Consider the following 22,441-nt stretch of genomic DNA (forward strand, 5'->3'; position numbering starts at 1 on the left):
CCCCGCCCCGCTACACCGCCCTCAACGCTTCGGCGCCAGGCTCTCCAACTGCGACGCACCGTTGATGCGTACTTGCAACGGCTGATCGGCGGACACGGCATTCGGTACCGGCCAGCGCATGGTCGCGCCGGGCAGCACGTAACCCAGCAAGCCTTCCACCAGCGGCCGGGTCTGCCCGCCCTGCTTGAACGACGCATCCGTCAGCCGTGCATGCACCGCGCCCTGGTTACGTACCTCGATGTAATTGCGCCCGGCCACCGTGACCTTGTGCCAACTCAGGTCCGGCTTCCCCGCCCCCGCCGGGTCGCGCTCACGCGTGGCGTCTTGCTTGCTCCACAGTCCCGCGCCGTAGGCGAACAACGGCACCGAATAACGCATCTGGAAGCGAATCGCGGCGGCGGTGTTTTTGCCTTCCGGCGGCGTGGGCACCTGCAACGGCGAGGGGATTTCATCGATGATGATGCGATAGGCCAACTCCCGACCCGGCGGCACCTCACGTGTGCGGGTCAGGCGTACCAATTGCTTTTGCCCCGGTTCGATCCTGGCCACCGGCGGGCTGCCGATCACATCGCGCTGGTTCTGGTACTGCTCGTCGAAGCCACTCTGGCTCCAGGCAAATACGCGAATCTGCAGGCTCGCGGTTTCCGTACCGCGATTCTCCAGCCACAGCGCACTGGCCTGTTGATCGGCCTCCAGCACCGGGTCGATGGGCCAGATCAGCACAGAGCTGGCGGCCTGTGCGAACCCCGTCGCGCACAAGGCCCCCAAGGTGATACCCGCGGCCCACAACCGCCGGGAAGGTGAACGCATAAAACCACTCCTTATACCGGTAAGCCCTACCACGTCAGCTGCACTTGCAGCGTGTCGCTGTACGTCCCCCCAGGCTGATTGCCCGGTAAAACCACCCGCCCGTAGATCGGCAGGCTGATGTTGTTGGCATCGCTGTACGTCACGCTGACGCTCTGGCTGACCCCCAGGCTCTGACTGAACGCCGCATCCCGGAACAGTTGGTAAGCCACCCGCGCACTGCCGCTGTTGAGCTGCAAGTTGCGCCCGCTGCTGTTATGCAGGCCGCCATCGACGCTCATGCTCAACGCCACGCCCGGCGTGCACTGCAAAGTCACCCCAGCGGTCAGTGCGGCAGTCACCGTGCTGGTGGCCAAGGCCGAATAACTGCCGAAAGCCAGCGCGCCATAATTGGCACCTGCCCCCACGACAAGGCAGCCGGGCGTGACGGTCGCGCTCACCTGGAAGCTCTGGCTGGTCACCGCCGACAACGGCAGCGGCACCGCCAGCCCACACGCCAACAACGCTCCAAGCCAGCGCATCAGAACGTCAGTTCAACCGCCACCGTGTCGGAATAGGTGCCTGCCGGCAGCCCCGCCTTGCCCACCGCGCGACCATAGAGGTTCACGGTTTGCGCCACGCCGGTGCTGGTGGCGAGGGTGATCACGCCGTCAATCGCCAGCAGCGCAGAGTGCCCGCTGTCGGTGTAGAAGTCGTAAGGCACGAAGTTGCCCGCGCCGTCCGCCAACGCCCGAGTGCCGCCCGGTGAGGCGCCATCATGGGCACCGGCACGCACCTTCACGGCTGGCGTGGTGCCGCTGGAACACAGGATCGAGAGCGCGCCGCCGGTGCCGGTACCGCCCAGCAGTTGGGCGTCGGCGTTGGTAAACAGGCTGTTGGTGGTACCGAAGTTCAGGCTACCGAAGTTGAGGCCGGTGGCCGCGCCGGAGCCGTTGACCTGGCAACTGGCGATCAATGTCAGGCTGGAGGTGATCTGACCGGTCACCGTGGTGGCTGCCATCGCGCCGCTGGCCATGGCCAGACCCAGTGCGCCTACGCCGATTCGAGATACAAGTGCATGCATGATCGTCATCCTTTTGATTTACCAATCCAGTGTCACCGTCAAAGTGTCGGTATAGGTTCCTGCCGGGAGGGCCGTGGTATTAGCCACCACGGCGCCCCACACCGGGATGGTCATTTGCGTGCCGTTGGTGGCTACAAAACTGCGTTGCTGGCCGATGCGGTAGGGCACACGCCCGAGCGGGTCGGCCATCAAGTGGTAGGCAATGGTCTGGCGGCCGTTGCTCAGGCGCCGGGTGGTGCCGACGGCATTGGTGCCACCGTCGATGGTCACGGTAAAACTGGCGACTGTCGGGTTGCATGAGACCGTCAACGGCGCGTTATCGCCAGCCGAGAGCCCCGCCCCCAAGGGGTTGCTCCAGGTCGGGCCCTGACTGCCGAAATCCAGCATCGCCGTGCCACCCGTCGGGCTGACCGGCGCCGTGTCGGTGCCTTTGCTCACCTCGCAACTGGCGGTGATCACCATGCGCGCCTGGATGAAGCCGCTGGCCACCGCCGCGCGGGCGTCTTCGGCCAGCAACAGCAGGCCGCCCATGGCCACCAGGGTCCAGCCGCGACTTACCATGTGACGGTGACCTTGAGCAGGTCGGTGTAACGGCCCACGGCGGGGATGTCCTTGAGCGGTTCAATACGGCCATACAGCGGCAGGTCGACGGAGCCGGAGTCCGGTACACGGCCACTGAGCGGCACATTGACCGGCAGGGGGATGCGACGCGCGGCGTCAGCGTAGATACGATAGGCGATGGGTTTGCTGGCGGGAACGCCCGTGCTCAGGTAACGCACTTCGCCCGTACCGCCGTTCAATCCGCCATCCACGCGCATTTGGTACGGGGTGTCAGGGTTACATTCCAGGCGCGGCTGGCGCTGGCTGATCAGTGCGGCACTCAAGGGCCCGGCCGGGTCATCCAGGCGCGGCCCGCTGCCAAAATCCAGTAGGCCCAGTTGCTCGATGCCAGCGCTGCGGGTGGTGCCCACCAGTTGGCAGCCGCGCTGCACGTCGATACGCACCACCACTTGCAATTGCGCAGCGTAAACCGTGCTGCAGAGCATCGCGCCCATCACTGTCAATACTGCTCGTCCCTTCACAGCCCCAAATCCTTGTACAGGGGTGACTTCTGCGTAGAGGTTAGACACTCAGGAAAAATCTGCCAGTCAGGACAGGATTTCGCCACCTATGCTGTTTTGCGATAGCCGGCGGCGCCCTTCTCTATTGGTCAAATCGCCACGAGGGCCCTAAAGTGAGCGACCACCGCACTACAGAGTGACTTGCATTGGCCGTGCTTGCCCTTATCCGTCGTTTGCTCGGTAAAAAAACCGACACCCACGACGATGCACCTATCCAGACGTTCTTTCAGAACAAAGCCCTGCAGCAGGGCTATACCCTCAGTGCTGGCCAAGCCCAGGCCATCGCTGCGATGGCGCGCCAGACCGGGCACCTGCTCGCCGGCCAGCCCACCCGCAGCCTGTACCTGCACGGCCCGGTGGGACGCGGCAAAAGCTGGCTGCTGGATGGCTTCTTCCAGGCGTTACCCATCGCCGAGAAGCAGCGCGTGCATTTCCATGGGTTTTTCGCCCAACTGCACCGCGGTATGTTCACCCACCAGGCGGCGCACGACGCCCTCGCCTTGACCCTGGATGAGCTGCTCGATGGCTGCCGCGTGCTGTGTTTCGACGAGTTCCACGTGCACGACATCGGCGATGCCATGCTCATTACCCGGCTGTTCAAGGCCCTGTTCCAGCGCGGCGTGTGGGTGCTGGTCACCTCCAACTACGCGCCCGAAGGGCTGTTGCCCAACCCGCTGTACCATCAGCGTTTCAAGCCGGTGATCGACTTGATCGCCGCGCGCATGGACGTAGTGGAAGTCAGTTCGCCCCAGGACTTTCGTAGCCTGCCCCAGGCCCATGCCGTGCAGCGCTTTACCACCGGCAGGTATGTGTGGCCCGGCACGCCGGCCCAGCGCATGGCGCTCGGCGCGCCTGTCAGCGGTGGCGCCGCGCAGACGCTGACGGTGGGCAACCGCACACTGATCTGCCGCCAGCATCACGCCCGCACCATCGTATTCACCTTCAACGACCTGTGCGAACAGCTGACAGCAGTGATGGACTACCTGCTGCTGTGCGAGGCGTTCGATCAGTGGATCATCGACGGCCTGCCCCACCTGGCAGAGTGTCCAATCGCCGTGCAGCAGCGCTTTATCAACCTGGTGGACGTGCTCTACGACAAGGACAAGCACCTGATCCTGATCGGCGAACATCCCCTGGCCCAGGCGATGAGCGGCGAGGCCATCGACCTGGCCCGTACCGCCAGCCGCCTGAGCCAATTGCAGCAGGTCAACCCGCAACCGCTGACCGAACCGGTATCATGAGCGCCATTTACGCCCTCCTTGCCGAGTGACCGCGCCGTTCATGAATACCCTCGCCCAACTCAAGGCCGACCACTTGGCCGGCATTACGCGCCTGGACCTGTCCTGCGGGCTCACCGAATTCCCTGAGGAAATCTTCGGGCTGGCCGACTCCCTGGAAATCCTCAACCTCAGCGGCAATGCCCTGAGTCGACTGCCCGACGACCTGCACCGCCTGCCACACCTGCGCGTGCTGTTCTGCTCGGACAACGCCTTTACCGAACTGCCGGAATGCCTGGGCCAGTGCGCCAAACTGAGCATGATCGGCTTCAAGGCCAACCAGATCAGCCACGTGCCCGCGGCCGCGCTGCCACCGTTGCTGCGCTGGCTGATCCTCACCGACAACCGCATCAGCCAGTTACCCAGCGAGTTGGGCGAGCGACCGCTGCTGCAGAAGCTGATGCTCGCCGGGAACCATCTGACACAGTTGCCGGAGAGCCTGGCCAACTGCAGCAACCTGGAGCTGATCCGCATCGCCTCCAACCGCCTCACGCGCCTGCCCGAGTGGCTGCTGACACTGCCGAGCCTGACCTGGCTGGCCTATGCGGGCAACCCGGTGGAGATGGCTGTAGAGGTGGCGACGGACGACGCGACACCGGCCATTGCCTGGACGGAACTGGAGCTGGCCGACGTGCTCGGCGAAGGCGCCTCGGGGGTGATTCGCAAGGCCCTGTGGACCCCCACGGCCAAGCCCGTCGCCGTCAAGTTGTATAAGGGCACGATCACCAGCGACGGCTCGCCGCTGCACGAAATGCAGGCCTGCATCGCCGCCGGTTTGCACCCTAACCTGATCAAGGTGCAAGGCCGCGTGGTGGGTGCCCCTGAGGATCAGGCCGCATTGGTCATGGACCTGATCGACCCGAGCTACCGCAACCTCGCCGCCCTGCCGAGCCTGGCCTCCTGCACCCGCGACGTCTACGACCCCACCACCCGCTTCAGCGTCGACGTAGCCTTGCGCATGGCACGGGGCATCGCCTCCGTGGCCGCGCATTTGCACCGGCACGGCATCACCCATGGCGACCTGTATGGTCACAATATCCTGTGGAATGAAGCGGGAGATTGTTTGCTCGGCGACTTCGGCGCGGCGTCGTTCCATGCCCTGGCGGACACCCTGGAAACGCGAGCATTGCAACGCATTGAAGTGCGCGCGTTCGGGGTGTTGCTGGGGGAATTGCTGGAGCGGGTTGAGGCGGGTTTGATTGACGAAGCGCTGTTGGATTTGCAGAAAAGCTGTTGCCAGCCCGACGTGTTGGCACGGCCGAGCTTCGAAGACATCAACGCCTTGCTGCAATCCATCCAACACCACTAAGCAACTGTGGAAGAGGGCTTGCCCTAATGCCATTCAGTTAAGCGTACATCGCCTCCTGTAGGAGCGAGCTTGCTCGCGAAAAACGTCAACGATAACGCGTGCTTCCTGAATGAACGCGGCGCCTATGAGTTTTTCGCGAGCAAGCTCGCTCCTACAAAAAGCCTTAACTGACTGGCATTAAGGCTTGCCCCCTCCCACATTTTGAATGCGTTACTTCAGCGGATAAATCAGCCCGCCAGGCCGACGAACATATCCTGCACGTCGTCGTGGTTGTCCAGGCCTTCGAGGAAGGCTTCGACTTCAGCCATCTGCTCATCGGTCAGGCCGCTTACCGGGTTTTTCGAGATGTAGCCCAGCTTGGCCGACAGCACGGTGAAACCCTGTTCCGGCAGGGCTTTTTGCACGGCGTCCAGGTCAGTGGTTTCGGTGATGAACAGGGTGGCGCCCTCTTCTTCGCCGTCTTCAAAGTCCTGTGCACCGGCTTCAATCGCGGCCATCTCCGGATCAGCGTCCGGGGTGTCCGGCGAGGCTTCGATCAGGCCGACATGGTTGAAGTCCCAGGCCACGGAGCCGGAAGCACCCAACTGACCCTTGCGGAACGCCACGCGGATTTCCGCCACGGTGCGGTTGATGTTGTCGGTCACGCACTCGACGATCAACGGCACCTGGTGCGGGGCGAACCCTTCGTAGGTCACGCGGTGGTATTGCACGGTTTCACCGAGCAGACCGGCGCCCTTCTTGATCGCGCGTTCCAGGGTTTCCTTGGGCATCGAAGCCTTTTTGGCCTGTTCCACGACCAGACGCAGGTGGGCGTTGGTCGCGGTGTCGGCACCGTTGCGGGCGGCGATGGTGATTTCTTTCACCAGCTTGCCGAAGATCTTGCCCTTGGCATTGGATGCCGCTTCTTTATGTTTGACTTTCCACTGTGCGCCCATGACTCACTCTCTTCTATACATCGCGCCGAAACGTCTACTGGCCGGCGCTTTGGGGGCAGAGTTTATAGGGCAAAAACGCTCTGATCCACCAAAAACCGGCCATACCCCTCAGGTTCGCAAGGGTTTGATCGCAGCACCGCGCTCCGGCACGAAATCCCCGACCTGCGCCAGCACGGCCGGCCTGGCGTTCCAGTAGGGCAGCAGCACCAGCGAGGAAAACAGCGCGGCGCCAGCAAACACGACAAACACCGTCACCGTATCGAAGTAACCCGGCAGCAACCCGCCGAGGATCGCCCCTACCGAACCGCAACCGTTCACAAAACCTGCGGCCGTGGCGCCGGCCTTGGCGGTGCCGAAGTCGATGGCAGCGGTGCTGCTGATCATCGAGTCCGGCCCATAGAGGGTCAGGCCCATCACAAACAGCAAGGCCATCACCAGCAGCACGCTGCCGGTGTGCAGCGCGCCCATGAACAGCGCCAGGGCCACGGTCAGGGCCAGCAGGCTGAGCACACAGGCCGGCATGCGTCGGGCGCCGAAGAGTTTGTCGGACGCCAGCCCGATCAGCACTGGCCCCAGCAAACCGGCCAGTTCGAACGCCGTCGGCACAATGGCCGCGCCGACCTTACCGACCGAGGGCATTTGCTCATACACGATCACCGGTCCCCACAACAGGATCGCGTAGCGCGCCGGTTTCAGCAGGAAGTACGCCAGCCCCAGGGTCAAGACGGTGCGGTTACGCAAGATCGCCCGCAGCGGTTCCAGCACGCTGATGCGCTTCTCGGCGGCGGCCTCCTCGGCGCTCAACAGCGGCTCCGGCTCCACGGCCGGCAAGCCCACGTCCTGCGGCGTGTTGCGCTGGAAGATGAAGAACAGCACGGCCACGAACGCCACCACCGCCGCACTGGAGATAAACGCCGCATGCCAACTGCCGATCAGGGTGTACGCCCACCACCCGGCAAAGGGCGACGCCACCAGGCCACCGAAGGCATAGCACGAACTCCATAACCCCAACACCCGCCCGCGCTGCTGCGCCGGGAAAAAACTGCCGAGGTTCTTGCACAACCCCGACCAGCCGGTGGACTGCGCCAAGCCCTGGATCAACATGCAGCTGATAAAGATCGGCAAGGTGGCGAACGTGCCCATCACCAGCGCCGCTGCGGCAGAAATCAGTAACCCGCCGAGCACCACGACACGCGGCCCGAAGCGGTCAGCCAGCATGCCCCAGGTGAACTGCCCGACAGCATAGGCCGCCAGGTAAATGCCATCCAGGTTGGCCATCATCATTTTGTCGAGGGGGAAACTCGGGTCGTCGACGATCCCCAGCTTGGCCACGGAAAACGCTTTGCGAGTGAAATAAAACGCGGCGTACGCCAGCCAGGTGATGGCGAAAATCTGCACGCGCCAACGCTTGATGCTACCCATAGGGATATTCATGGTGGTTCTGACCTCAGGTGAGTGTGCCGGCAGAATCGAGAAGCAAATGCCTGTTGTTTTTATGGTTAAGCACTGCAATGCCGAGCCCTGGAAAGCGCGACATTGGTCAGATGAGTCCGGTGTCCCAGAGCCCATGACCACCGTAGGTTGTAGGACTCAACCTACGGCGGTTGAGGCGTATCAAAGCAATGGCTGACTAATAGGTAAAATCGATTTATCGTATTTCAAATATAAGCTCAGCTTGTAAGAGGATTCGCGATGTCGGTGTCCCACGCCCAACTCAAAGCCTTTCATGCCGTGGCCGTCCACGGCAGTTTTACCCAGGCCGCCGAACGGTTGTTTCTGACGCAACCGGCGATTTCCGACCAGGTGCGCAAACTCGAGGAGCGCTTCGGCGTGCTGTTGTTTCATCGCAACAAGCGCTCGGTGCGCCTGACCGACCTGGGCGAACGCCTGCTGAGCATCACCCAGCGCCTGTTTGTGATCGAGGCCGAAGCCGAGGAACTGTTGCAGGACTCCCGCGCGCTGCTCACCGGCACCCTCACCCTCGCCGTGGATGCCCCCGTGCATGTGCTGCCGCAGATCGCGCGGTTTTGCCAGCTGTACCCTGGGATCAGCGTGAAGATCGAAACCGGCAACACCGACGAATCGCTGTTTCGCCTGTACAACTACCAGGCCGACCTGGCCTTGCTGGGGCGCGATGTCGACGATGAACGCCTGCTGTCACTGCCGCTCCCGGACGACCAGTTGCTTGCCTTTGTCGCGCGCAACCATCCGTGGGCCGGGCGCGAGTCCATCTGCCTGGCTGACCTGGACGACACCCCGCTGGTATTGCGCGAAATCGGCTCGGTCACCCGCCAGACCCTGGAACAGGAAATGAGCCAGGCCGGCTTGCGCATTCGCCCGGCGATCCAGGTGGAAGGCCGTGAGGCCGCGCGTGAAGCGGTGGTGGTGGGCATCGGCGTGGGCGTGGTCTCGGCGGCGGAGTTCGGCGCCGATTCACGGGTGTGCGCCATGCCGATCCGCGATTGCAGCCAGCGCATGAAAGAAACCCTGGTATGCCTCAAGGAACAGAGTTCGCGCCGGGTGGTGGCGACGTTCCTGGAGATCGTGCGCGACAGCCTTCAGCCAGGCGCCAACTCGAAGAACGCCTGAATCAGGCGCAACGAGCGACGCCGCTCCATGCAACCGAGCGTATGCCGGTTGACCAGCCCATCGCCCTGGATCGCCACGGCCTGCACGCGCGGGTCAGGGCTGACTTCCATGGACGAGACCACGCCCACCCCCAGCTCAGCGGCGACGGCTTCGGTCACCGCCTCGCGGCTGTCCAGTTCCAACAGCACCTTGGGCTGCACATTCGCCGCCACACAGGCGTCATCGAAGGTGCGCCGGGTGATGGAACTGGGCTCGCGCAGCACCATGATCACGTCGTTGAGTTGCTCAAGGCGAATACCCTCGGGTTGCTGTGCCCATGGATGACTGGCCGGCACCAGTGCGCAAATCCGCGACTCGTTCAACGGTTGCAGGTGCAGGCCATTGCGCGGCTCCACTTCGGTGAGCACCGCCACATCCGCATGCTCGGACAACAGCGCGGCGAGGGTTTCCTGGGCATTGCCCAGGCGCAGGTTGACGGTAATCCCGGGGTAGCGCGCGCGCAGGCAGGCAATCATCGGCATCACCAGGTGCGGGCCGTCCGCCGCGACTTCCAGGCGCCCGGTCAGCAGTTGGCGGTTGGCCTCCAGCATCGTCTGGGCTTCGTCCACCAGGCCAAAGATCGCTCGTGTGATCGCCGCCAGCCGCGCGCCCTCTTCGGTCAACTCCACCCGTCGGGCGGTGCGGCGCAGCAATGGGATCTGGTAGTGCTCCTCCAAGGCCTTGATATGCCCGGTCACCGCCGGTTGGCTGATGAACAGCCGCGCGGCAGCACGGGTAAAGCTGCCCTCGCGGGCCACGGCATCGAATGCGCGCAGTTGGAACAGGTTCATGGTTATCGGCCTCACTGATAGCTCGCATAACAACAAACAATTTGATTGATGACAAGCCAAACTGCAATTTAGGCGCCGTAGCTTCAACCCCGATGCCTTGCGAGGACTTGAAATGACCACTGCCGCGCCGATCCTGCTGACCCCTGGCCCCCTGACCACATCCAACCGCACCCGTCAGGCGATGATGGTGGACTGGGGTTCATGGGATGACCGTTTCAACCAACTCACCGCCAGCGTCTGCGAGCAATTGCTGGCGATCCTCCACGGCGAAGGCAGCCACCATTGCGTGCCGTTGCAAGGCAGCGGCACCTTTGCGGTCGAAGCCGCCATAGGCACCCTGGTCCCGCGTGACGGCAAGGTACTGGTGCTGATCAACGGCGCCTACGGCAAGCGCCTGGCCAAGATCTGCGAAGTGCTCGGCCGTGATTTCAGCACCTTTGAAACCGCCGAGGACGAGCCCACCACCGCCGCCGACGTGGACCGCCTGCTGGCGGCAGACAGCGCCATCACCCACGTTGCGTTGATCCACTGCGAAACCAGCACCGGCATCCTCAACCCGCTGCCGCAGATCGCCCAGGTCGTGAAAAACCATGGCAAGCGCCTGATCATCGACGCCATGAGCTCCTTCGGCGCGCTGCCGATCGATGCCCGCGAGGTGCCGTTCGACGCACTGATCGCCGCCTCGGGCAAGTGCCTGGAAGGCGTGCCGGGCATGGGCTTCGTCTTTGCCGACAAACAGGCGCTGGCCGCCGCCCAGGGCAACTGCCACTCCCTGGCGATGGACCTGTTCGACCAGCACAGCTACATGCTCAAGACCGGCCAATGGCGCTTTACCCCGCCGACCCATGTGGTCGCCGCCCTGCACGAAGCACTGCTGCAATACCAGGAAGAAGGCGGCCTGCCCGCGCGCCACCGACGCTATGCCGACAACTGCCAGGCCTTGCTCGACGGCATGGCCGCACTGGGCCTGCGCAGCTTCCTGCCGGCGGCGATCCAGGCACCGATCATCGTGACCTTTCATGCCCCGACAGACCCACGCTACCAGTTCAAGGATTTCTACGAACGGGTCAAGGCCAAGGGTTTCATTCTGTACCCCGGCAAGTTGACCCAGGTGGAGACGTTCCGCGTGGGCTGTATCGGCCATGTCGACGCGGCCGGCATGCGCGCTGCGGTCAAAGCGATCGCCGAGGTGCTGGAAGAAATGGAAGTGTTGGACATCTGATTGCCCCTTACCCACAGGATCTGAACCATGAACTATCAAAACCCCAACACCCTCCAGGCCGTTATCCTCGACTGGGCCGGCACCGTTGTCGACTTCGGCTCCTTCGCCCCCACGCAGATTTTTGTCGAGGCCTTCGCCGAGTTCGACGTGCAGGTTTCCATCGAAGAAGCCCGTGGCCCGATGGGCATGGGCAAGTGGGACCATATCCGCACCCTGTGCGACCAGCCGCAAGTCGCCGAGCGCTACCGCCAGGCGTTCGGCCGCACGCCCACCGATGACGACGTGACGGCGATCTACCAGCGCTTCATGCCGTTGCAGATCGAGAAGATCGCCGAACACTCTGCGCTGATCCCCGGCGCCCTCGACACCATCGCCCGGTTGCGCGTGCAAGGCATCAAGATCGGCTCTTGCTCCGGCTACCCGAAGCAAGTGATGGACAAGGTCGTCGCACTGGCCACCACCAACGGCTACGTCGCCGACCACGTGGTCGCCACCGACGAAGTGCCCAACGGCCGCCCATGGCCGGCCCAGGCACTCGCCAACGTGATCGCGCTGGGTATTGACGATGTGGCGGCGTGCGTCAAGGTTGACGACACTGTACCGGGCATCCTCGAAGGCCGTCGCGCCGGGATGTGGACCGTGGCGCTGACCTGCTCCGGCAACGCACTGGGCCTGACCTACGCGCAGTTCCGCGCCCTGGACAGCGCCACGTTGGCCAGCGAGCGCACGCGTATCGAAGCGATGTTCGAAGGCTCGCGCCCCCACTACCTGATCGACACCATTACCGACCTGCCGGCCGTCATCACCGACATCAACCAGCGCCTTGCACGCGGTGAAATGCCGCAAAGCTACTGACAGAGGTCAAAACAACGGCATCGCGCCGGGCAAACCGCACAAAACAGGCTTACAGTAAAAGGACTTCGTCGCCAAAGAACGAAGGTTTGCCCTGATGAGTGAGGAACCCAGCGATGCCGTGGAAAAATTCCGATACGCGCTACAGCACCATGTCGATTGCGCTGCACTGGTTGATGGTGGTGCTACTGGCGGTGGTCTACGCCTGCATTGAGTTACGCGGACAGTTTCCCAAAGGCAGCGGTGCACGGACGTTGATCGTCGAGATGCATTTTATGTTCGGCCTCACCGTGTTTGTGCTGGTGTGGCTTCGCCTGTTCGCGCGCAGCCTGGGGGTTGCGCCGAAGATCGTCCCCGCCCCGCCGCAATGGCAAAGCCTGCTCGCCACGCTGATGCACTTCGCGCTGTACGCCTTGATGATCGGCATGCCGATTGCGGGGTGGCTGATCGTCAGTGCCGAGGGGCATTCGGTGATGTTTTACGGGATCGAGTTGCCGCCGCTGATCGCTGAAAACAAGGCGCTGGCCAAAGAGATTGAAGGCTGGCATGTGTGGTTCGGCAAGGTCGGTTACTGGCTGATCGGGCTGCATGCGTTGGCGGGGATCTTTCATCATTATGTGATGCGTGATAACACGGCGCTGCGGATGATGCCGGGTAAGCGCGCTAGGCTGTAAACCCTCGGCGGCCCTGCAAGCCACCGGTATGCACGAAGATCAGGCGAGTGCCGGGTGCGAAACGCCCGGCCTCGATCTGCTGCTTCAACGCCAGCAACGCCTTGCCGGTATAGAGCGGCTCCAGCGGTACACCGCAGGCCTGTTCAGTGCTCTCGATAAATTCAAGCAACAGCGGATCAACCTTCCCAAAGCCACCTCGACTGGCGTCCAGCAATTCATAACCACCCTGCACCAGGGCACTCACGTTCTGCGCCACACCATGATCATCCGGTACCGCCATTGCGCCATACACCGGATGCGCGCCCGCCTCCGCCAGCGCCAACCCCGCCAACGTCGTACCGGTGCCTGCCGCCAACCACCATGCGTCGTAATCGGCCCAGCCCACGGTGCTCAATTGCCGGCGTGCCTGCTCGACCAAGACCCCGCAACCCAATGCCCCGGCCATCCCGCCGCCGCCTTCGGGCACAGGGTAAAGATCGGGATATTGCGCGCGCCACGGCAACCAGAAATCCTCCGCGTGGCGCGCGCGGTAGCCGGCATAGCCCAGCCAATGCAACTGCATGCCAAAGGCTTTCAGATCGAGGACTGTGGGGGTGTCTTGAGGGTGACCACGCAACAGGCCGACGGTGGGAAAACCAAAGCGCTTGCCCGCCGCTGCCAGCGCGTGCAGATGGTTGGAGTAAGCACCGCCGAGGCTGACGATGCCGCTGGCACCGGCCTGCTGCGCCTGGGCCAGGTGTTGGGTGAGCTTGAACCACTTATTGCCGCTGATCAGTGGGTCGATACGGTCCAGGCGCAGCACGGCCAGCTCGACGCCGTTCAGCCACTCCAGCGCTAACGGTTCAAGCGGTGCATGGGGAAGCCAATCGAAAGGACCCATCGGGCGGCATCTGCATCGAAAAAGGGGCGGTAGTCTAACACCGCCCCTTGCGTCGTCTTACAGCTCGGCGGCGAGGCGTGAGCCTTGGTTGATCGCGCGCTTGGCGTCCAGCTCGGCCGCCACATCGGCGCCGCCGATCAGGTGCACATTCTGCCCCGCCGCGACCAAGCCATCGTGCAATTCGCGCAGGGGGTCTTGCCCGGCGCAGATGACGATATTGTCCACGGCCAGCAGCTGCGGCTCGCCCTCGGCGCCGATGCGGATATGCAGGCCGTCATCGTCGATCTTCAGGTACTCGACGCTGTTAAGCATCTGCACGCGCTTGTTCTTCAAGCCGGTACGGTGGATCCAGCCGGTGGTCTTGCCCAGGCCGTCGCCGACCTTGGAGGTCTTGCGTTGCAGCAGGAACACCTCACGCGCCGGTGCATGGGGTTGCGGCTTGATCCCGGCCACACCGCCACGGGCTTGCAACTGGGTATCGATGCCCCATTCCTTCCAGAACGCTTCGCGGTCGAGGCTGGTGGACACGCCTTCGTGCACAAGGAATTCCGAGACGTCAAAACCAATGCCGCCGGCGCCGATCACCGCCACACGCTTGCCGACCGGCTTGCGCTCGAGGATCACGTCCAGGTAGCTCAGCACCTTGGCATTTTCAACCCCCGGAATCGCCGGCGTACGCGGCGCAATGCCGGTGGCCAGGATGATCTCGTCGTAACCGCCCGCCACCAGTTGTGCGGTGTCGACACGGGTGTTGAGGCACAGTTCGACGTGGGTGGTCTGCAACTTGCGATTGAAGTAGCGCAGGGTCTCGAAAAACTCTTCCTTGCCCGGTACGCGCTTGGCGATATTGAACTGGCCGCCGATCTCACTGGCCGAATCGAACAAGGTCACCTGGTGACCACGCTCAGCCGCTACGGTGGCAGCCGCCAGGCCGGCGGGACCGGCGCCGACCACGGCGATTTTCTTGACCTGCTTGACCGGCAAATAGTTGAGTTCGGTTTCATAGCAGGCCCGAGGGTTAACCAGGCAGGTGGTCAACTTGCCGCCAAAGGTGTGGTCCAGGCAGGCCTGGTTGCAGCCGATGCAGGTGTTGATTTCATCGGCGCGGCCGGCGGCGGCCTTGTTGACGAACTCTGGGTCGGCGAGGAACGGCCGCGCCATCGAGACCATGTCGGCATCGCCTTCGGCGAGGATCTGCTCGGCGATTTCCGGTGTGTTGATGCGGTTGGTGGTGATCAGCGGGATCTGCACCGCGCCGCGCAACTTGGCAGTGACTTTGCTGAACGCGCCACGCGGTACTTTGGTGGCGATGGTCGGGATACGCGCTTCGTGCCAACCAATCCCGGTGTTGATAAGGGTCGCGCCAGCCTGCTCGATGGCCTTGGCCAGTTGCACGATTTCTTCCCAGACGCTGCCGCCTTCCACCAGGTCGAGCATCGACAGGCGGAAGATAATGATGAAGTTCGGGCCCACCGCTTCACGCACGCGGCGCACGATCTCCACCGCCAGACGCATGCGGTTTTCGTAGCTGCCGCCCCAACGGTCGGTGCGGTGGTTGGTGTGGGCGGCGAGGAACTGGTTAATGAAGTAGCCTTCGGACCCCATGATTTCCACGCCGTCGTACTCGGCGACCTGGGCCAGCAGCGAACAGGTGACGAAATCCTGGATCTGCTTCTCGATGCCTTCCTCGTCCAGCTCCTTGGGCTTGAACGGGTTGATCGGCGCCTGGATCGCACTCGGCGCGACCTGTTTGGGGCTGTAGGCATAACGGCCGGCGTGGAGGATCTGCATGCAGATCTTGCCGCCCGCCTCATGCACGGCCTGCGTGACGATCTTGTGCTTCTGCGCTTCTTCTTCGGTGGTGAGCTTGGCCGCGCCGGAGTACACCCCGCCTTCATCATTCGGGCCAATGCCGCCGGTGACCATCAGCCCGACGCCACCACGGGCGCGCTCGGCAAAGTAGGCCGCCATGCGCTCGAAACCACCGGGTTTTTCTTCCAGGCCAGTGTGCATCGACCCCATCAGGGTACGGTTGCGCAGGGTGGTAAAACCCAGGTCCAACGGGGCCAGCAGGTGCGGGTAGGCAGCAGCGGTCATGGTACAGCTCCACAACGGATCATCACGGGACGTGGGGGGCTCGAATGGCACCCCATCGGTTTATGTCCCACAGACTAAGAGCCGGTGGACAACGGCTCAATGACTGAAACTGACAAGTTATTGATCCAAATGCACAGCGCCCCTTGGCAAGCCGCTGCATGGGCCCTACCCTAGTCGCGAACCCTGCACCCGGTCTGTTGTCTGTTGCCCCATGCGTAAACTTCTAGCTTTTACCGTCTCCATGGCCCTGGTTGCCGCCGTCGCCGCGTATCTGGTCTGGACCCAGGAGCGCCCCGTGGCGCATTACCTGTCGGACCTGCGCATCACCCTGGCCGTGAATGAAGGCCTGCCCGCCGATCGCGGTAACCTGCTGGGCATTCAGCCGGAGCTGTTTCCGGCCGATTACCAGAGCCTGGAACGCCTGCACCTGAAGCTCGCGGCTTACCTGCAAAAGGCCCGGGACCAGGGGTTGATCAACGAAAAAACCATCGTGGTGCTGCCCGAACATATCGGCACCTGGCTCATGTTGACCGGCGAAAAAAATGAGGTGTACCAGGCGCTGCACGTGAAGGATGCGATGAACTGGCTATCGGTCAGCAACCCGCTGCTCTTTGCCCGCGCCTGGATCAGTGCCACCGGCGAAAATCGCACCGATGACGCCTATCTGCGGATGAAAGCCAAGGGCATGGCGCGGGACTATCAGGTGCTGTTCGGCGGCCTGGCCAAGGAGTTTGGCGTCACGCTGGTGGCCGGCTCCATCGCCTTGCCTAACCCGAGTGTCAGCCAGGGACAACTGCTGGTCGGCTCGGGGGCGTTGTACAACGCCAGCGTGGTGTTTAATGCTGACGGCTTGCCCATCGGCGATCCCCAGCGCCAGCTCTATCCGATCTACGACGAGCGCGGCTTTATCGAGCCCGGCGATGAAAACGTCGTCAGTGTGGTCGATACACCGGCCGGCCGCCTGGGCGTCTTGGTGGGCAGTGACAGCTGGTACCCGGACAACTACCGCAAGCTCAACGAGCAAGGGGCGCAGTTAATCGCGGTACCGGCGTTTGTGCTCGGCCGCGATACCTGGGACCGGCCATGGCGCGGTTTCAAAAGTGTCTCCACGCCACAGGAAATCAGCCTCAAGCCCGAGGAGCTCAGCGAGGGCGAAGCGTGGCGCCGCCTGACCTTGATCAGCCAAGCGCCGATCAGCCAGGCCAGCGCCGGCATGAGCGTATTCCTGCGCGGGCAGTTCTGGGACCTGGGCACCGCCGGGCATAGTTTTCTCAGCAGCAACGGGCAGATCAACGCCGACGGCGACGCCCGTGGCGCGCGTCTGCTGAATATCTGGCTGTAACCCCGTGAAGCCGGTGCGCCTGGGGGATCTGTCGGTGGGCTTCGTGCACACCCTGGCCGACGCGATCCACAGCCACGGCCTCGACCCGCAACCGCTGCTGCTGCAATACGGCCTTGACCCGGCGCGCCTCGCGGAAGCCGGCGCACGCTTGTCGATTCCACGCTATATGCGCCTGGGCCATGCTGCCATCCAGTTGACCGGCGACTGCGCCCTGGGCCTGCGCATGGGCCAGTGCAGCCGCCTGAGCCAGGCGGGATTGGCCGGGGTCACTGCCGCCCAGGCGCCCAACGTGCGCGAAGCGGCTCGCACGCTGACCCGCTTCGAAGCGCTATACGGCTCCAACTATCGCGGGCAATCGAGTTTTCACGAAGACGCCGAAGGCGCCTGGCTGCGGTTCTATTCCATCAGCCCGTACAACGCCTATAACCGTTTTGTGGTGGACTCGATCATCGCCGGCTGGCTGCAGCAACTGTCGAGCCTGGCCCAGCAAACGGTGCAGGCGCAGCGGATTGAAATCGAGTTTGAAGCGCCGGACTACAGCGAACGGTACGCGGTGCTGGGCGATGGTCCGATCCAGTTCGGCGCCGAGGCCAATCAAGTGCGCCTGAGCCAATCCACCCTGGCCCTGCGCAATCCGCAGCATTGCCCGAGCACCTGGCAGCTGTTGCTGCAATTGTGTGAAAGGGAATTGGAGCAGTTGACCCGTACCCGCAGCCTGCGCGAGCGGATTACCCGGTTGCTCGGGCCGATGCTCAATGGCGGCCGGGAACCCGACCTGGAAGAAGTGGCGGCACGCTTGAAGCTGCCGACCTGGACACTGCGCCGCAAACTGGCCGAAGAAGGCACACAGTTTCGCGCGATTCTCAACGATACCCGCCGCGACCTGGCCATGACCTACATTCGCGATACGGAACTGGCATTCGGCGAAATCGCCTACTTGCTCGGTTTTGCCTCGGCCCAAGCGTTTCAACGGGCGTTCAGGCGATGGAACAACCAGACCCCAGGGGAATTTCGCCGCAGTCAGCGGCATTCCGCCTGAAGTCGGTCTTACAGCTCGGTGGCATCATCGGCCGGATCCAGGGGATCCAGTTCAAAGGCCTGGTACTCCAGCAGTTCTTCCTGATATTCGTCCATGGTGGGCTCCTTGTTTTGAATTAAAAGCGGCTGCAGATAAATGACCTGCACAGCCAGCCTAAAGTGCCGTGATGACGAAAAAATGTCGACGTCATGACGTTCCTGCACTCCAAGATTAAACGTAGCAGCGTTATGCGGATTTAGCACCGGGGTTTTGAGGCGCGATTGCAATCAGGCATGCACTGAAATGCAATGCATCAAGTTTCAGACTTGCGTCGGCCACGGGTTTGAACACCTACCTCCACCGCCATCCCGGCGGTACGCTCCAACGCCTCGGCAAACGCCCGGCGCTGCTCCGGTTCGATCTGCGACAGGAACAACTCGTCCACCGTACTTTCGTAGATCTTCCACATTTTTTTACGCAACGCCCGGCCGGCATCGGTGATCGACGCAAATGCGGCGCGGCCATCGCCGTCGGAGCGTGAACGCACCACCAGGCCGTCCTTTTCCAGGCGGTCGACCAGACGCGTGAGGTTATAGCGCTCAATGGCCAGCACATCGGCCAATTCGTGCATGCGGCGCGTGCCTTCGGGGCCGCTTTCCAGGCCCCACAGTGCGTCGTACCAGGCGTAAGGCGGCAAGTCGGCGGCCGCCAGGCGGCGCTCGATTTCACGGATGACCGTCCTGTGGGCCCTGACAAAACGGAACCATACATCGGGCTCTTTCGACGACATGCAACACCATCCGGTGGATTTCAAGAAGGTTGCAATAGTAGCTCATCCCGCGCTAGATTCGGCCATGTAGTTGCAATTGCAACAACTTTGGCGACGTTCCCACAAGGAGCCCGCCACTTGAAATCCGCCGACCCTGGAGCCTCACATGACCCCGAATAACGCAGTCAGACGCGACGCCGATCCACAGGAAACCCGCGAGTGGCTGGAGTCCATCGAATCGGTGCTGTCCACCGAAGGCCGCTCGCGCGCCCACTACCTGATCGATCAGTTGCTGGATTTTGACGTGGCGCGGCATGGCGACTTCTACGGGCGGGTGACCACGCCTTACGTCAACACCATCCCGGTGGATCGCCAGTTACCCTACCCCGGCAACCTGGCCATCGAACGCCGCACCAATGCGTTTATCCGCTGGAACGCCATGGCCATGGTCTTGCGTGCAGGCAAGCACTCAGGCGTGGGTGGGCATATCGCCACTTATGCGTCAGCCGCTGTACTGTACGACGTAGGTTTCGACCACTTCTTCCGTGGCCGCACCGACAACTTCGACGGCGACCTGGTGTACATCCAGGGCCACTCCTCGCCAGGCATCTACGGCCGTGCCTACCTCGAAGGCCGCATCAGCGAAGCACAACTGGATAACTTCCGCCGCGAAGTCGGTGGTGAAGGCATTTCGTCGTACCCCCACCCACGGCTGATGCCGGACTTCTGGCAATTCCCCACCGTGTCCATGGGACTCGGGCCGATCACGGCGGCCTATCAGGCGCGCTTTATGCGCTACCTGGAGTTTCGTGACCTCAAGCAACACCAGGGCCGCAAGGTCTGGGCATTCCTGGGTGATGGCGAAATGGACCAGCCGGAATCCCTGGCCGCCATTTCCCTGGCCGGGCGCGAGAAACTCGACAACCTGATCTTCGTGGTCAACTGCAACCTGCAACGCCTGGACGGCCCGGTACGCGGCAACGCCAAGGTGATCCAGGAATTCGAAAGCCTGTACCGTGCCGCCGGCTGGAATGTGATCAAAGTGATCTGGGGCGGTGGCTGGGATGCACTGCTGGAAAAAGACACAAGCGGCCTGCTGCGCCAACGCATGATGGAATGCGTGGACGGTGACTATCAGAACTACAAATCCCAGAACGGCGCCTACGTGCGCGAACACTTCTTCGGCAAATACCCGGAGTTGCTGGCACTGGTTGCGGACCTGTCCGACGACGACATATGGAAACTCTCCCGAGGCGGCCATGACCCGGACAAGGTCTACAACGCCTATGCCGCCGCCGTGCGTCACAGCGGCCAACCGACGGTGATCCTGGCAAAAACCGTCAAGGGCTTTGGCATGGGCGAAGCCGGCGAAGGCCAGAACATCAACCACCAATTGAAGAAGATGGGCGCCGACGCCGTCAAAGCCTTCCGCGATCGCTTCGGCCTGGAAGTACCCGATGAGCAACTCGCTGAAATTCCGTACCTCAAGCCCACAGCCGATAGCGAAGAAGCCCGTTACTTCGCCGCACGTCGCCAGGCCCTGGGCGGCTATGTGCCCGCGCGCCACACGGCGGTCGAATCGCTGCAGATCCCCGAACTGAGCGCCTTCGCCACTCAGCTCAAGGACACTGGCGAGCGCGCGATCTCAACCACCATGGCCTTCGTGCGCATCCTTGGCACCCTGCTGAAAGACCCACACCTGGGCAAACTGATCGTGCCCATCGTGCCGGACGAATCACGCACCTTCGGCATGGAAAGCCTGTTCCGTCAGATCGGCATCCACTCCGCCGTCGGCCAGCTCTACACCCCACAGGACTCCGGGCAACTGAGCTATTACAAGGAGAGCAAAGACGGACAGATCATGCAGGAAGGCTTGAATGAATCCGGCGCCATTTCCTCGTGGATCGCAGCAAGTACGTCCTACAGCAACCACGGCCTGATGACCGTGCCGTTCTATATCTTCTATTCGATGTTCGGCTTCCAGCGCGTCGGCGACCTGGCCTGGGCCGCAGGCGATGCACGAGCACGCGGCTTCCTGCTCGGCGCCACCGCCGGGCGCACCACGCTGATGGGCGAAGGCTTGCAGCACGACGATGGTCATAGCCATATCCTCTCGTCGGTGATTCCGTGCTGCATCTCCTATGACCCGACCTTTGCCTACGAACTCGCGGTGATTATCCGCGAGGGCATGCGGCGCATGTATGTCGAGCAAGAGGACATTTACTACTACATCACCCTGCTCAACGAAAACTACCCGCACCCGGCCATGCCCGAAGGCGTGGAAGACGGCATTCTCAAGGGTATGTACCGGCTCAGCGCCAACCCTCAGGCACAAGTGCAATTGATGGGCAGTGGTTCGATCCTGCGAGAAGTGATCGCCGCCGCTGAACTGCTGGCCACCGACTTCGGCGTGCACAGCAACGTGTGGAGCGTGACCAGCCTCACCGAGTTGCGCCGTGACGGGCATGCGGCCGAACGCTGGAACCTGCTGCACCCGGAAAGCGAGCCTCGCGTGAGTTATGTAGAGCAATGCCTGGCCGGGCAAACCGGGCCAGTGGTGGTGGCGACGGACTACGTGAAACTGTTCGCCGATCAGATTCGTCCGTTTGTGCCAGGCCGACGCTTTATCGCACTGGGCACGGATGGCTTCGGGCAATCAGACACCCGGGAAGCCTTGCGTGCGTTCTTTGAGGTGGATCGCCACTTCATCGCCCTGGCTGCCCTGAAGGCGCTGGCGGATGACGGCGCGATCGGTCGCGACAAGGTCAGTGAAGCGATCAAACGCTACGGGATCAACGTCGACAAGGTCGACCCCGTAGCCGTTTGATTTACTGCGCAGGCGTCGGCAGGGGCGGAATCGCTTCTGTCGGCGGCGGCAGGTCCGGCGTGGTCGCAGCAGGTGCGGGTTCGGCCTGCGGTGCAATCGGTGCGGCTTCAGGCGCAGGCACAACCGGCTCCGAGGCCGCTGGCGCGGCAGGCTCTTCCTTCGGCGCCTCGACCTTCTCGACAGCCGGTGCGGCCTTCGGCTCCGGTACACCGAGGTCGGCCTTTGGCTGCTCGGGGATATGCTCAGCCTTCTTCACTTCCTGGGGCAGGAACACATCCACCAACGCAAAGTAACGGTCATAGAACTTCGGCGCGGACACTGTCTCACTGGCCACCTTCACCATCGAGTCATCGGTGGAACCGATCGGCATCGACACCGACCCCAGCACGCCCACACCCAGGCTCGCGGAGTTATTGACCTTCTTCAGTGCATAACGATCCTGCAGGGCGTTGGCAAACATCGTCGAGTGGTTTTTGCCCTTGCCATCATCGGCACACACCACGTTGAAGCTGATCTGCAGGTGAGTTTCGCCGGTCTGCTGGAAGCTCTTGTTACCCACGACCAGTTTCGGATCGCTGCTGGTGATGATGTAGCCCTGGCTCAGCAAGGCACGTCGCGCGGCTTCGCACGCTGCCGTATCACTGACCGGATAATCCCGGGAAAACGTACCGGAGTCGTCGAAGTTCTCATGTTCATAAATAGCGGTCTTGGGTGACGAGCAGCCCGCGGCGCCCGCCAGCACCAGCGCCAGCCCGAGGCTACGCAAGTGGAATGATGTCGACATTGAAAATCCTGAGGAAAACGGTCCGGGCGGTATTGTGCAACAGAA

At 62.7% G+C, this 22,441-nt stretch carries 22 protein-coding genes; 9 read left to right on the forward strand and 13 right to left on the reverse strand.

Annotation, left to right across the window (positions count from 1 at the left end; all coding sequences use genetic code 11):
• Positions 1–21: 21 nt before the first annotated feature.
• Genes AD670_RS24525 through AD670_RS24545 form a run of 5 tightly spaced genes read right to left on the reverse strand, consistent with a single transcriptional unit; the run spans position 22 to position 2,916 of the window.
• Positions 22–810, reverse strand: coding sequence for a molecular chaperone (locus AD670_RS24525; protein ID WP_053138408.1), 789 nt, complete (start codon positions 808–810; stop codon positions 22–24).
• A 26-nt stretch (positions 811–836) separates the two neighbouring features.
• The gene (locus tag AD670_RS24530; protein WP_053138409.1) at positions 837–1,328 is read right to left on the reverse strand and encodes a spore coat U domain-containing protein; all 492 of its coding nucleotides are present in this window, start codon (positions 1,326–1,328) and stop codon (positions 837–839) included.
• Positions 1,328–1,870 carry a spore coat protein U domain-containing protein gene (locus AD670_RS24535; protein WP_053138414.1) on the reverse strand — a complete coding sequence of 181 codons (543 nt, stop codon included), beginning with the start codon at positions 1,868–1,870 and terminating at the stop codon, positions 1,328–1,330. Before AD670_RS24535 ends, AD670_RS24530 begins: the two co-directional genes overlap by 1 nt.
• 18 nt (positions 1,871–1,888) lie before the next feature.
• Complete coding sequence (locus AD670_RS24540) at positions 1,889–2,431, reverse strand: spore coat protein U domain-containing protein (protein ID WP_053138417.1); 543 nt, start codon at positions 2,429–2,431, stop codon at positions 1,889–1,891.
• On the reverse strand, positions 2,425–2,916 hold the full coding sequence (locus tag AD670_RS24545; RefSeq protein ID WP_172681525.1) for a spore coat U domain-containing protein: 492 nt from the start codon (positions 2,914–2,916) through the stop codon (positions 2,425–2,427). The genes AD670_RS24540 and AD670_RS24545 overlap by 7 nt, the downstream gene beginning before the upstream one ends.
• A 221-nt stretch (positions 2,917–3,137) precedes the next feature.
• On the opposite strand from AD670_RS24545, the gene zapE reads away from it, so the two are divergent.
• Entirely contained in the window at positions 3,138–4,232 is a 1,095-nt protein-coding gene (zapE, locus tag AD670_RS24550; protein ID WP_053138422.1) for a cell division protein ZapE, read from the forward strand.
• 40 nt (positions 4,233–4,272) lie between these two features.
• A complete protein-coding gene (locus AD670_RS24555) occupies positions 4,273–5,577 on the forward strand; it encodes a protein kinase (RefSeq protein WP_053138868.1) in 1,305 nt (434 codons plus the stop codon).
• A 227-nt stretch (positions 5,578–5,804) separates the two neighbouring features.
• Here the strand turns inward: AD670_RS24555 and AD670_RS24560 are convergent, their stop codons facing one another.
• The gene (locus tag AD670_RS24560; RefSeq protein WP_032889871.1) at positions 5,805–6,512 is read right to left on the reverse strand and encodes a YebC/PmpR family DNA-binding transcriptional regulator; all 708 of its coding nucleotides are present in this window, start codon (positions 6,510–6,512) and stop codon (positions 5,805–5,807) included.
• A 108-nt stretch (positions 6,513–6,620) separates the two neighbouring features.
• Positions 6,621–7,946, reverse strand: a complete 1,326-nt coding sequence (locus AD670_RS24565; RefSeq protein WP_053138425.1) for an MFS transporter — start codon at positions 7,944–7,946, stop codon at positions 6,621–6,623.
• A 258-nt stretch (positions 7,947–8,204) separates the two neighbouring features.
• Between AD670_RS24565 and AD670_RS24570 the strand changes: the two genes are divergently transcribed.
• Positions 8,205–9,101, forward strand: a complete 897-nt coding sequence (locus tag AD670_RS24570; RefSeq protein ID WP_053138428.1) for a LysR substrate-binding domain-containing protein — start codon at positions 8,205–8,207, stop codon at positions 9,099–9,101.
• Here AD670_RS24570 and AD670_RS24575 read toward each other — a convergent pair.
• Positions 9,071–9,931 carry a LysR substrate-binding domain-containing protein gene (locus tag AD670_RS24575; RefSeq protein ID WP_053138431.1) on the reverse strand — a complete coding sequence of 287 codons (861 nt, stop codon included), beginning with the start codon at positions 9,929–9,931 and terminating at the stop codon, positions 9,071–9,073. The two genes, AD670_RS24570 and AD670_RS24575, sit on opposite strands and share 31 nt — an antisense overlap.
• Positions 9,932–10,043: 112 nt before the next feature.
• Between AD670_RS24575 and AD670_RS24580 the strand changes: the two genes are divergently transcribed.
• From AD670_RS24580 to AD670_RS24590, 3 genes are all read left to right on the forward strand, one after another.
• The gene (locus tag AD670_RS24580; RefSeq protein ID WP_053138434.1) at positions 10,044–11,153 is read left to right on the forward strand and encodes a 2-aminoethylphosphonate--pyruvate transaminase; all 1,110 of its coding nucleotides are present in this window, start codon (positions 10,044–10,046) and stop codon (positions 11,151–11,153) included.
• A 27-nt stretch (positions 11,154–11,180) separates the two neighbouring features.
• Positions 11,181–12,008, forward strand: a complete 828-nt coding sequence (phnX, locus tag AD670_RS24585; RefSeq protein WP_053138437.1) for a phosphonoacetaldehyde hydrolase — start codon at positions 11,181–11,183, stop codon at positions 12,006–12,008.
• Between the two features lie 113 nt (positions 12,009–12,121).
• Positions 12,122–12,679: a cytochrome b gene (locus AD670_RS24590; RefSeq protein WP_053138440.1), complete on the forward strand. Its 558-nt coding sequence runs from the start codon at positions 12,122–12,124 to the stop codon at positions 12,677–12,679.
• Here AD670_RS24590 and AD670_RS24595 read toward each other — a convergent pair.
• The gene (locus tag AD670_RS24595) at positions 12,669–13,559 is read right to left on the reverse strand and encodes a 1-aminocyclopropane-1-carboxylate deaminase/D-cysteine desulfhydrase (RefSeq protein ID WP_053138442.1); all 891 of its coding nucleotides are present in this window, start codon (positions 13,557–13,559) and stop codon (positions 12,669–12,671) included. The two genes, AD670_RS24590 and AD670_RS24595, sit on opposite strands and share 11 nt — an antisense overlap.
• Before the next feature lie 57 nt (positions 13,560–13,616).
• A complete protein-coding gene (locus AD670_RS24600) occupies positions 13,617–15,656 on the reverse strand; it encodes an NADPH-dependent 2,4-dienoyl-CoA reductase (RefSeq protein ID WP_053138445.1) in 2,040 nt (679 codons plus the stop codon).
• 211 nt (positions 15,657–15,867) lie between these two features.
• Here AD670_RS24600 and AD670_RS24605 point away from each other — a divergent pair, with 211 nt between their 5' ends.
• Both AD670_RS24605 and AD670_RS24610 read left to right on the forward strand, forming a co-directional pair.
• A complete protein-coding gene (locus AD670_RS24605; RefSeq protein WP_053138448.1) occupies positions 15,868–16,998 on the forward strand; it encodes a carbon-nitrogen hydrolase family protein in 1,131 nt (376 codons plus the stop codon).
• Positions 16,999–17,002: 4 nt separating this feature from the next.
• The gene (locus tag AD670_RS24610) at positions 17,003–18,037 is read left to right on the forward strand and encodes an AraC family transcriptional regulator (protein ID WP_053138451.1); all 1,035 of its coding nucleotides are present in this window, start codon (positions 17,003–17,005) and stop codon (positions 18,035–18,037) included.
• 8 nt (positions 18,038–18,045) lie between these two features.
• Here the strand turns inward: AD670_RS24610 and AD670_RS31540 are convergent, their stop codons facing one another.
• Positions 18,046–18,303 carry a hypothetical protein gene (locus tag AD670_RS31540; RefSeq protein WP_156338302.1) on the reverse strand — a complete coding sequence of 86 codons (258 nt, stop codon included), beginning with the start codon at positions 18,301–18,303 and terminating at the stop codon, positions 18,046–18,048.
• A 26-nt stretch (positions 18,304–18,329) separates the two neighbouring features.
• Positions 18,330–18,806: a MarR family winged helix-turn-helix transcriptional regulator gene (locus tag AD670_RS24615; protein WP_053138454.1), complete on the reverse strand. Its 477-nt coding sequence runs from the start codon at positions 18,804–18,806 to the stop codon at positions 18,330–18,332.
• Between the two features lie 145 nt (positions 18,807–18,951).
• Between AD670_RS24615 and aceE the strand changes: the two genes are divergently transcribed.
• Entirely contained in the window at positions 18,952–21,612 is a 2,661-nt protein-coding gene (gene aceE, locus AD670_RS24620; RefSeq protein ID WP_053138456.1) for a pyruvate dehydrogenase (acetyl-transferring), homodimeric type, read from the forward strand.
• A gap of 1 nt (position 21,613) precedes the next feature.
• Here aceE and AD670_RS24625 read toward each other — a convergent pair whose 3' ends face one another.
• Positions 21,614–22,396, reverse strand: a complete 783-nt coding sequence (locus AD670_RS24625; protein WP_053138459.1) for a DUF2242 domain-containing protein — start codon at positions 22,394–22,396, stop codon at positions 21,614–21,616.
• Positions 22,397–22,441 lie beyond the last annotated feature (45 nt).

The sequence above is a fragment of the Pseudomonas sp. MIACH genome (assembly GCF_001269925.1).
In the GTDB taxonomy this organism is placed as follows: Bacteria; Pseudomonadota; Gammaproteobacteria; order Pseudomonadales; family Pseudomonadaceae; genus Aquipseudomonas.

Coding starts and splice junctions, on each gene's coding strand:
- AD670_RS24575 (WP_053138431.1), bottom strand. CDS start 9,931: ATGAACCTGTTCCAACTGCGCGCATTCGATGCCGTGGCCCGCGAGGGC.
- AD670_RS24570 (WP_053138428.1), top strand. CDS start 8,205: ATGTCGGTGTCCCACGCCCAACTCAAAGCCTTTCATGCCGTGGCCGTC.
- AD670_RS24565 (WP_053138425.1), bottom strand. CDS start 7,946: ATGAATATCCCTATGGGTAGCATCAAGCGTTGGCGCGTGCAGATTTTC.
- AD670_RS24625 (WP_053138459.1), bottom strand. CDS start 22,396: ATGTCGACATCATTCCACTTGCGTAGCCTCGGGCTGGCGCTGGTGCTG.
- aceE (WP_053138456.1), top strand. CDS start 18,952: ATGACCCCGAATAACGCAGTCAGACGCGACGCCGATCCACAGGAAACC.
- AD670_RS24560 (WP_032889871.1), bottom strand. CDS start 6,512: ATGGGCGCACAGTGGAAAGTCAAACATAAAGAAGCGGCATCCAATGCC.
- AD670_RS24535 (WP_053138414.1), bottom strand. CDS start 1,870: ATGCATGCACTTGTATCTCGAATCGGCGTAGGCGCACTGGGTCTGGCC.
- AD670_RS24600 (WP_053138445.1), bottom strand. CDS start 15,656: ATGACCGCTGCTGCCTACCCGCACCTGCTGGCCCCGTTGGACCTGGGT.
- AD670_RS24530 (WP_053138409.1), bottom strand. CDS start 1,328: ATGCGCTGGCTTGGAGCGTTGTTGGCGTGTGGGCTGGCGGTGCCGCTG.
- AD670_RS24615 (WP_053138454.1), bottom strand. CDS start 18,806: ATGTCGTCGAAAGAGCCCGATGTATGGTTCCGTTTTGTCAGGGCCCAC.
- AD670_RS24545 (WP_172681525.1), bottom strand. CDS start 2,916: ATGCTCTGCAGCACGGTTTACGCTGCGCAATTGCAAGTGGTGGTGCGT.
- phnX (WP_053138437.1), top strand. CDS start 11,181: ATGAACTATCAAAACCCCAACACCCTCCAGGCCGTTATCCTCGACTGG.
- AD670_RS24540 (WP_053138417.1), bottom strand. CDS start 2,431: ATGGTAAGTCGCGGCTGGACCCTGGTGGCCATGGGCGGCCTGCTGTTG.
- AD670_RS24605 (WP_053138448.1), top strand. CDS start 15,868: ATGCGTAAACTTCTAGCTTTTACCGTCTCCATGGCCCTGGTTGCCGCC.
- AD670_RS24590 (WP_053138440.1), top strand. CDS start 12,122: ATGCCGTGGAAAAATTCCGATACGCGCTACAGCACCATGTCGATTGCG.
- AD670_RS24595 (WP_053138442.1), bottom strand. CDS start 13,559: ATGGGTCCTTTCGATTGGCTTCCCCATGCACCGCTTGAACCGTTAGCG.
- AD670_RS24525 (WP_053138408.1), bottom strand. CDS start 810: ATGCGTTCACCTTCCCGGCGGTTGTGGGCCGCGGGTATCACCTTGGGG.
- AD670_RS24580 (WP_053138434.1), top strand. CDS start 10,044: ATGACCACTGCCGCGCCGATCCTGCTGACCCCTGGCCCCCTGACCACA.
- AD670_RS24555 (WP_053138868.1), top strand. CDS start 4,273: ATGAATACCCTCGCCCAACTCAAGGCCGACCACTTGGCCGGCATTACG.